Source organism: Cellvibrio sp. (genome assembly GCF_053579595.1).
In genome coordinates, this window is the sequence record NZ_JBRFPI010000189.1 from 1 (window position 1) to 8,456 (window position 8,456).

Here is an 8,456-nt window from a genome sequence, read left to right on the forward strand (position 1 = left end):
TCTAGGAATTTATCGGCGGGGAGTTTGGAGCCGACGGACAACCCCAAAAATATCGTGGTTATATTGATCAGCGCATTTTGCGCGGTGTCTGACAGGCGATCTACCACGCCCGATTCACGCATCAAATTACCAAAACAAAATGCGCCCAGTAACGGAGTTGCATCGGGCAGAATTAATCCGACCAGCGCCAGCATCACAATCGGGAACACAATTTTTTCGCGTTTGCTTACGGTGCGCAGTTGCTGCATCACTATGCCGCGTTCAGCTTGCGTGGTGAGCAAGCGCATAATTGGCGGTTGAATCAGTGGCACTAATGCCATGTAACTGTAAGCGGCAACGGCGATGGCGCCGAGTAGATCCGGAGCTAGTTTGCTGGCGACATAAATCGCGGTGGGGCCATCAGCGCCGCCGATAATGCCAATCGCAGCAGCATCGGCGATGGAAAAATCCAGACCGAAATAACTCAAACCAATCGCGCCCAATACAGTTGCAAAAATGCCGAATTGTGCTGCTGCACCGAGCAATAATGTTTTAGGATTAGCGAGTAGTGGGCCGAAATCGGTCATGGCACCAACGCCGATAAAAATCACCAGCGGAGCAACGCCACTGGCGATAGCAACTTTATAAAACGTATAGAGCATTCCATCGCCATATCCGGCAGCTTGCACCATATGCAGTGCCGCTTGGTATGTGGCAGGTTCACCATTAGTCAATGTTTTGTAGACAAGTGAATCGGCATCGGTAACCGTTAGTCCCGCCAATTGTGCGAGAGCGGCACCAATTTCCGGTGTGCCATTTTGCAATGCCTGTTCAATAGCTGAGAGCGCTAAACCTGCGGCAGGTAAATTGGCAAGCAAGCCGCCAAAACCAATCGGCACTAACAATAGCGGTTCAAAACCTTTGCGAATGGCGAGAAACAATAACAGCAAACAAATGCCCATCATGATCATCTGACCAGATTGCATGTGATGAATGCCGGTGGAGTACCAAAGATTGAGCAGGGTATCCATCTGTTATTCCCCCGCTGGTGTAATGGAGAGCAAGGGTTTGCCGACCAAAATTGAATCGCCAGTTTTCACATCTATGCTCGCGATAATTCCGCTGCAAGGTGCGCTGATTTGGGTTTCCATTTTCATTGCTTCCAGTAATAAGACTACATCCCCTTGCTGCACTTCATCACCCACATTCGCAAACACTTTAATAATGTTGCCTGCAAGCGGTGCTGGCACTATGCGCGCTTGGGCATTGCTTGCCGGTTTGGCTGCAACACTTGTTGCTTGTAGTGATTTAATTCCAGTCACATCGCCGCCGTTGTTGACAGCAACCGTGTATTTTTTGCCTTCCACTTCCACGGTATAAATTTCTTCGCCTGCATCGTTAGTCACCACCGAGCTTTCTTTGCCTGTGAGTACCGGTTCAAACGCGGTGGGGTTGTTGCGATTTTCCAAAAAGCGCAGGCCGATTTGCGGGAAGAGCGCGTAGGTAAGAACGTCATCCAATTCTTCTCCTCCCATGCGCAAAGTGATGTTGCGCAGCGCGGCTTCTTTTTCCAGCGCGGCAGTCAGTTGTGCCAATTCTGGTGCGATGTTGTCGGCTGGTCGGCAAGTAATAGGCAGCTCGCCATCTTGCAAAACTTTGGCTTGCAGTTCGCTGTTCATGGGTGCGGGGGTTGCACCGTATTCACCGCGCAAAACACCGGCGGTCTCTTTGGCAATATTTTTGTAGCGCTCGCCACTCAACACATTCAGTACCGCCTGGGTGCCGACAATTTGCGAGGTGGGAGTTACCAGTGGGATAAACCCCAAATCTTCACGCACGCGCGGAATTTCAGTCAGCACTTCATCAAAGCGGTCAAGCGCGCCTTGCTCGCGCAATTGGCTTTCCATATTGGTGAGCATGCCACCGGGAACCTGGGCGATGAGAATGCGCGCATCCACACCTTTTAACGAGCCTTCAAACTTCGCGTATTTTTTGCGGATCTCGCGGAAGTAGGTAGCGATTTCTTCAAGCAGGATTAAATCCAGACCGGTGTCGCGGTTGGTACCTTCCAGCGTTGCCACCAGCGTTTCAGTCGGGCTGTGGCCGTAAGTCATAGACATTGAGGAGATGGCGGTATCCACGTTATCGATACCCGCTTCTACACATTTCAAAATTGTCGCGTGCGCCAAACCGGTGGTGGCGTGGCACTGCATATGAATCGGAATGTCGCATTCTTCTTTCAGACGTCTAACCAGTTTAAAACCATCGTAGGGCTTTAAAAGACCGGCCATATCTTTAATACAGATGGAGTCTGCGCCCATATCTTCGATTTGTTTGGCTTGCGCAACCCAGCCATCCAAATTGTGTACCGGGCTTAGCGTGTAAGAGAGCGTGCCCTGTGCGTGTTTGCCATGACGTTTGACCGCTTTCATTGCAACTTCGATATTGCGCATATCGTTCATCGCATCGAACACACGGAATACATCTACGCCGCTAATTGCTGCCCGCTCAACAAAACTTTCAACAACATCATCAGCATAATGGCGATAACCCAATAAATTCTGGCCGCGCAATAACATTTGCTGTGGTGTATTAGGCATCGCCTTCTTCAATTGGCGAATACGATCCCAGGGATCTTCACCAAGGTAGCGAATGCAGGCATCGAAGGTTGCGCCGCCCCAGGATTCAAGTGACCAGAAACCAACGCGATCCAGCTTTTCCGCAATCGGCAGCATGTCGTCCAAACGTAGCCGCGTAGCAAACAGGGATTGGTGCGCATCGCGCAGTACAACATCAGTAATTCCGAGTGGATTATTGTTATTCATCTAAAAACTCCTGAATCAGCCGCGTGTATTTTTATCGCGATGTTGACGGATGGCAGCCTGGATAATGGCGAGGGTGGTGGCATCGACTGTATCGTTACCGGGTTTGGATTTTGGTGTGGGAGCATCGGGCACAATCGCATCGGGAAAATAGGTTTCCATGAAACGCGACATCAAATTGATTGCCACGACCAGCAGTGCCAGGAACACGAACACAGTGCCCATCCCAAAGACTAATAAATCGAGCGCTTGCTCAAAAAGTGGTGATTGCATAAAAGTCTTACTCCTGGTGAAAATGTCAGATTTTTATTGCGCTCTCACCTTAATTATTTAATGAGTTAGCAAGTCGCTTCTGGACCTAAAATACCCATCACTTATTCTTGGAAATTCAGGGCGGATAGGTAATTGAACGTTGATCCTGGTCGCTTAATGGACAAAATCGGGTGACACCTTAAAAAAAATGTGTCGATCCGGCAAGTGAAAACACCCGATTGTCCGGAATTCAATCAGATTTAGCAGCTATTTCTTTAATAATGCGGCAAGGATTGCCAGCGGCTACCACGCCGGCAGGTATATCCTTGTTGACCAAGCTGCCCGCTCCTATGACTGAGCCTGCACCAATCGATACTCCGGCGAGAATAATTGCTCCTCCGCCAATCCAGCAATCATCGCCAATGGTCACTGCCGCGCAAAACTCCTTACCAGTGGCGCGCTCAGTGGCATCGAGCGGATGGGTAGTGGCATAGATCTGTACGTTCGGGCCAAACATCACCCGGTCGCCAATGCGCACTTCGGCGCAATCCAGAATTACGCAATTGTGGTTTGCGTAAAAGGACTCACCCAGAAAAATATTACTGCCGTAATCACAATAGAAATGCGGCTCGATGTAAGCGCGCGACACCTGCCCAAAAAGTTGCTGATAAATCGGCTTGCGTGCTTTGGTCTGGTCGGCGCGAAGTGTATTTAATTGCTGGCAGAGCAGTTTGGCGCGTTTACGCGCAGCCACGAGCTCGGGATCAAAGGGGTTTACGTCGAAAAACGGATACATGGATTCACTCTCAGACAGTGCAGACTTTGCGGTAGAATGCCTCAATATTCGCTTTCATCACAGAGTCACGTCACAAAGATTCACAACTTACAGAGTCATACCATGAGAACCAACGATATATTTCGCAAAATCACTCAAGCATAGCCTTTGGATACCGCACAAATCCAGGCGTTGTTTGCGCCTTCGGATATAGACCTGAGCGAAAAAGATGTTGCCAATTTGCTGAAAACTGATTACCAACCCGGTTTTGAAGCCATGCCCGAATATATCCTGATTATTTTTTTGAATAATTTGATTGATCAGGAACGCGGTAAAAAAGCCGATGCTGTTGCGGAAGTCATTGAGAAACACGCCAAAATTTCCAACAACGATGTACTGAAAAAATTGCGCATCGCGTTTGTATTGCATGAGCAGGATCTGCGCGATGCACTCAAGCTGGTAACTATTGAGCTGACCAAATCGGATCTCGCGGCATTGTTCCGCAAAGCAGGGCATGAACATTACAAAGCCTGCGATGATGAATTGGTGCTGGATTTTATCGAGGGTATTGGAAAACTTTTGCAGCAGAAAAAAGCCGGAGTTTAATCAGATGAGTGCGCCTGCTGCTGACACTAAGGTTATAGTTGATGTCGCCCGCTGGTTAAATGAGGTGGTGATAGGGTTAAATCTCTGCCCCTTTTCTGGTAAGCCGACCCGCGAAAACCGCGTGCGCTTTTTTATCAGTGCTGCTACTGATGATGAAATGCTCCTGCAGGATTTACAGCAAGAAATGGAGTTGCTCGACCAAAAACCAGCAAGTGAAATAGAAACTACGCTGGTTATTGTTCCTCATCATCTACAGGATTTTTTTGATTACAACCAATTTTTAAATTGGACGAATCAATTGCTCAAGCGCAATCGTTGGGTTGGCGTTTATCAACTCGCCACCTTTCATCCTCAGTATTGCTTTGCTCACGCCGAGCCGGATGATGCCGAAAATCTTACTAACCGCGCACCCTATCCAATCTTGCATATTATTCGCGAGGCGAGTTTGGAGAAGGCGCTGGAATATTTTGCGGATGTGGAAGAAATACCGGAAGTTAATAAAGCGCGGGTAGAAAATTTAAGTGCAGAAGAAAAACAAAAACTGTTTCCTTATCTTTTTGGGTGCTAGCTGAATTCTGTGAATATTGCTATCAGCGAAATGAGCAATCCCTTGCTCACTGTGTTGATTAGGTTTTAATACTGCACTTGAAAATTAATAAAAACCTCTCTGCCGATATAATCATAGCCGCTGTAGAGTGGTGCTGTGCCTACGCGATTAAAGTAGCCGGCTGAAATTTGTGGAGGTATTTCATTGGTTAGGTTGCGGACTCCAAAGGTTGTTTTCCATGAGTCTGCTTGAAAGCGTGCGGAGATGCGATGTTCGAGGTAGCTTGGCACCGTGTAATCAGAAAAACTTTCTTCTGGAAGTTCGTCAGCTTCTTTGTAACCGTCCATGCTGCTAATCCACTCCACACCATAGAGAAATTTCCAGTTATCAAGCGCATAGCCTATTTCCCCTGAGCCACCGAATTCGGGACTTTCCAGACTTCCGTTGATATCTTCTATTGGTTCGTCTGCAAAAAGTCTTGATGATTGCTCGTAGTAGCGCGTCACGCTCAGATTGACTAACAGGCTGCCGGGTCCGATGTCTTGTGAAAAGTCGGTGCTGATATCAAGCCCTCGCACCACTTCTGTAGCCAGATTGGTGTAGGCATCATTCACGGTAAGTTGTTTGGTAACAGGGTCACGCGTGACTAATCTGCATAGACCTCGATCTTCAGCAAACTCGGCAGAATCGTAACAGCGATCAAGAATTTCATCTTCTCCTGCTTTTTGTACGCCGTTATCAATTTGAATATCAAAATAATCAATAGTGATACTCAAGCCTGTGGTGTCGGAAATTGCCGGATCGAAAATAATTCCGTAACTGGTGTTCTCTGATGTTTCCGCAAATAATCCGGCCTCCGCACCGCCTAGACTAAATACTTCAACACCTTGGGTTGCCTGAAATTCTGGCTGCCCCGGTAATTCCTGTGTGCAGTTAATGACTCGGTTTGGATTTACTCCATCACTACCATAGTCATTACAGGGGTCAATAGATGCTGGACGAAAACCGCTAGTCGGCCCTTGAAATTGCTCGAATAGTGCCGGCGCACGGAAGGATGTTCCGCGTGATCCTCTTACCGATACCCAATCCGTAGGTGAATAAATAAAGCCCATTTTGTAGGTGTCATCTGAACCGTAAGAATCATAATCCGTGTAACGAACAGAGCCATTGATTGTCAGCTCTTTAGCAAATCTTGCATCGGCTAAGATCGGGATTTGGATCTCGGTATAGTATTCGCCGACGTCATCCTCACCGGATGTAGGAGTCGCAATGCTCAGATTATAGAGATTGCCCGCGATACTATTTTCATCGGGCTGGTCTTTGAGCTCCATGCGGCGATGCTCAATACCAAATACACCTTGCACTGCCCCTGCAGGAACATTGAAAAGAGGGCCATCAATAATGGCACTATAAATAGATTCCTCGTATTCAGTAGAGCCTTGGGTGTTTTGGAAAATATAATCTTTAAAATCCTGTGGCAAATTTCCTCCGACCACAGCTGCCGTTAAGCGTGGAAGAAGAATGCATTTTTCATTGGGATCAGTGAGATTGATTTCGCATGTAAGACCGTCGCGCACCAGGCTTGAATCTACTCCGCTCGTTGCCGTTACGGCATCACTGGCATAGGTTAATTTATCAATAAGAAATGAATTGCGTTCGTAGGTTGCGTCGGATTTTGCGTAGCTGGTGTAGAGGTCATAGCGCCAGTCGGGCAAAAACTCGAGGTCTCCGCGCAGGCCAACAGTGGGTTTGTAAAAATCGACATTCTGCTCGCTGCTGTCATTGCCAAAGCCGATGAACGCGCGCACACCAACGCGTTCGCCTCCACTGGTTCCCTGATCTGCACCAAAGTTGCCGTATGCAAGCTCCGCGGGGATTAGTGGACTACCGCGACGATAATCCAGCGAGAGTTGGCGATAGCCCGTTTGGTTTGACTCGCGTCGTGATGCCAATAGTTCAGCGTAGATTTCGGCGTTGCCAAGTGACTCCAGTTCATACCTGCTCTGCAGGAAGCCCGTGTAGTTTTTTGCGGGCGAAATTAAATCTTCATTGAGCATACGCGGCTCAAAAGTATCACGTACGTTAATACTGTTGCTGCCGCCGCCAACGCCCTCATAACCAATCAATCCGGTCGTTACTGCGGAATTTGGACGAAAACGCGTAAAGGTTGTTCCTGAAGATCCGGGGCCTCCGACAACCGGGCCGTTAAGGCCAAGTAAAATCCAGTTGGCTGCCGTTACTGCTTGTGTGCCAATGGTATTGACTGTCACCCCATTCGAGCCAGAGGCAGTGGCTGGGTAACATTTGGATTTGCCGGTGCGTGGGTCAATATAATCATCGGAAGCGCCTGTTACAGGGTCGCGAAAAAGATCTTCGTTGCAACGAGTCCAATCCCTGTCTGCCAAGGTGAGAGGTTTTCGCTCGTAATAATCGAAAGAACCAGAGAGGGAAAGTCTCTCTTCAGTCATACCGCCAGTTATTGATAAGCGAATTTGTTCGCCATTGTCTTCGGTGGGGTAGTTGAAGTCACCTTCAATGGCGAATCCCTCAACTTGCTCACGTGTTATGACGTTGATGACTCCACTGACAGCATCAGATCCATAAATCGAGGAAGCGCCATCGCGTAACACTTCTACGCGTTCAATCATTGCGGTGGGTAATACATTCAAATCTGCAGTGCCTACTGCGCCTTGCGTGCCTGATGGTGCAACACGACGCCCATTAATGAGCACCAGAGTTCTACTTGCACCTAAACCACGCAAAGAAATTGTATTGGCGCCCGGGCCGCCATCGGTCACATAGCCGCCGTAAGCGTTATTAATTTGCGATGTTCCTCCTGTAAGTACATTTGATTGCAGCAGATCCATTGTGGAATTTAATCCGGCTGCAGCGGCGTCTTCCCGCGTCATCATTTTAATTGGGGAAATAGTTTTGAGATTTGTTTGGCGTATACGCGAGCCGACCACCACAAGTTCTTCAACTTCATCGGCAGCAGGTTCAGCCGATGTTTGGCCGAGGGCAGGAGTACTGGCCAGCAGCATTAGGCTGCTAATAGGTAACACATATTTGGTGAAAGAATTTGCTAGTAATTGAATTGCTTGATGCAAAACAGTTTTAGTAAACATCATATCTCCTTAAGCATTCTATCTGGCTGAATGGGCTCAGGAAGTGCATCAGGCAAATTGATTTTGCGCGGTGCGCTTACTAATTTTTTTGAAGCGGGTTTCCATTGGTATAGTGGTTTCTTCAGTGGGTGACTAGCAAGAAGCCTGCCGTATAAAAGAGCGGAGATTGTGTGATGTTGTGCACAAGCAAGGATTAATTATTGGGCGCAATATTATCATTGCAAACAGATGTGCCAGTGTGAATCATTAAGCGACAAACGAATTTGTCGCTTAAAATTTCATTTAAAATAGAGGAGTAAAAACGCCAGGGAGGGGGATTGTTTTTTATAAATTATTTTTTTATTTAGATG

7 protein-coding genes are annotated in these 8,456 nt (G+C 47.8%); 2 read left to right on the forward strand and 5 right to left on the reverse strand.

All coding sequences use genetic code 11. The features are described from left to right. From ACWA6V_RS12525 to ACWA6V_RS12540, 4 genes are all read right to left on the reverse strand, one after another. Positions 1 to 1,010: sodium ion-translocating decarboxylase subunit beta (locus ACWA6V_RS12525; protein ID WP_449522806.1), on the reverse strand; the 1,010-nt coding region annotated here is incomplete at its 3' end. Positions 1,011 to 1,013: 3 nt separating this feature from the next. Beyond that, positions 1,014 to 2,804 (reverse strand): sodium-extruding oxaloacetate decarboxylase subunit alpha, encoded by a 1,791-nt coding sequence (oadA, locus tag ACWA6V_RS12530; protein ID WP_449522807.1) that lies wholly within the window; start codon positions 2,802 to 2,804, stop codon positions 1,014 to 1,016. Between the two features lie 15 nt (positions 2,805 to 2,819). Then, a complete protein-coding gene (locus ACWA6V_RS12535) occupies positions 2,820 to 3,074 on the reverse strand; it encodes an OadG family protein (RefSeq protein ID WP_449522808.1) in 255 nt (84 codons plus the stop codon). A gap of 229 nt (positions 3,075 to 3,303) precedes the next feature. Beyond that, the gene (locus ACWA6V_RS12540) at positions 3,304 to 3,849 is read right to left on the reverse strand and encodes a sugar O-acetyltransferase (protein WP_449522809.1); all 546 of its coding nucleotides are present in this window, start codon (positions 3,847 to 3,849) and stop codon (positions 3,304 to 3,306) included. A gap of 147 nt (positions 3,850 to 3,996) precedes the next feature. On the opposite strand from ACWA6V_RS12540, the gene ACWA6V_RS12545 reads away from it, so the two are divergent. After that, the gene (locus ACWA6V_RS12545) at positions 3,997 to 4,434 is read left to right on the forward strand and encodes a DUF1456 family protein (protein ID WP_449522810.1); all 438 of its coding nucleotides are present in this window, start codon (positions 3,997 to 3,999) and stop codon (positions 4,432 to 4,434) included. Positions 4,435 to 4,438: 4 nt separating this feature from the next. After that, a complete protein-coding gene (locus ACWA6V_RS12550; protein WP_449522811.1) occupies positions 4,439 to 5,002 on the forward strand; it encodes a DUF1415 domain-containing protein in 564 nt (187 codons plus the stop codon). 65 nt (positions 5,003 to 5,067) lie between these two features. On the opposite strand, the gene ACWA6V_RS12555 is transcribed toward ACWA6V_RS12550, so the two are convergent. Further along, positions 5,068 to 8,106, reverse strand: coding sequence for a TonB-dependent receptor domain-containing protein (locus ACWA6V_RS12555; RefSeq protein ID WP_449522812.1), 3,039 nt, complete (start codon positions 8,104 to 8,106; stop codon positions 5,068 to 5,070). Positions 8,107 to 8,456 lie beyond the last annotated feature (350 nt).

What these genes read in the sequence shown, in the direction of transcription:
- oadA (WP_449522807.1), bottom strand. Translation starts at nt 2,804, where the DNA reads ATGAATAACAATAATCCACTCGGAATTACTGATGTTGTACTGCGCGAT.
- ACWA6V_RS12535 (WP_449522808.1), bottom strand. Translation starts at nt 3,074, where the DNA reads ATGCAATCACCACTTTTTGAGCAAGCGCTCGATTTATTAGTCTTTGGG.
- ACWA6V_RS12540 (WP_449522809.1), bottom strand. Translation starts at nt 3,849, where the DNA reads ATGTATCCGTTTTTCGACGTAAACCCCTTTGATCCCGAGCTCGTGGCT.
- ACWA6V_RS12550 (WP_449522811.1), top strand. Translation starts at nt 4,439, where the DNA reads ATGAGTGCGCCTGCTGCTGACACTAAGGTTATAGTTGATGTCGCCCGC.
- ACWA6V_RS12555 (WP_449522812.1), bottom strand. Translation starts at nt 8,106, where the DNA reads ATGTTTACTAAAACTGTTTTGCATCAAGCAATTCAATTACTAGCAAAT.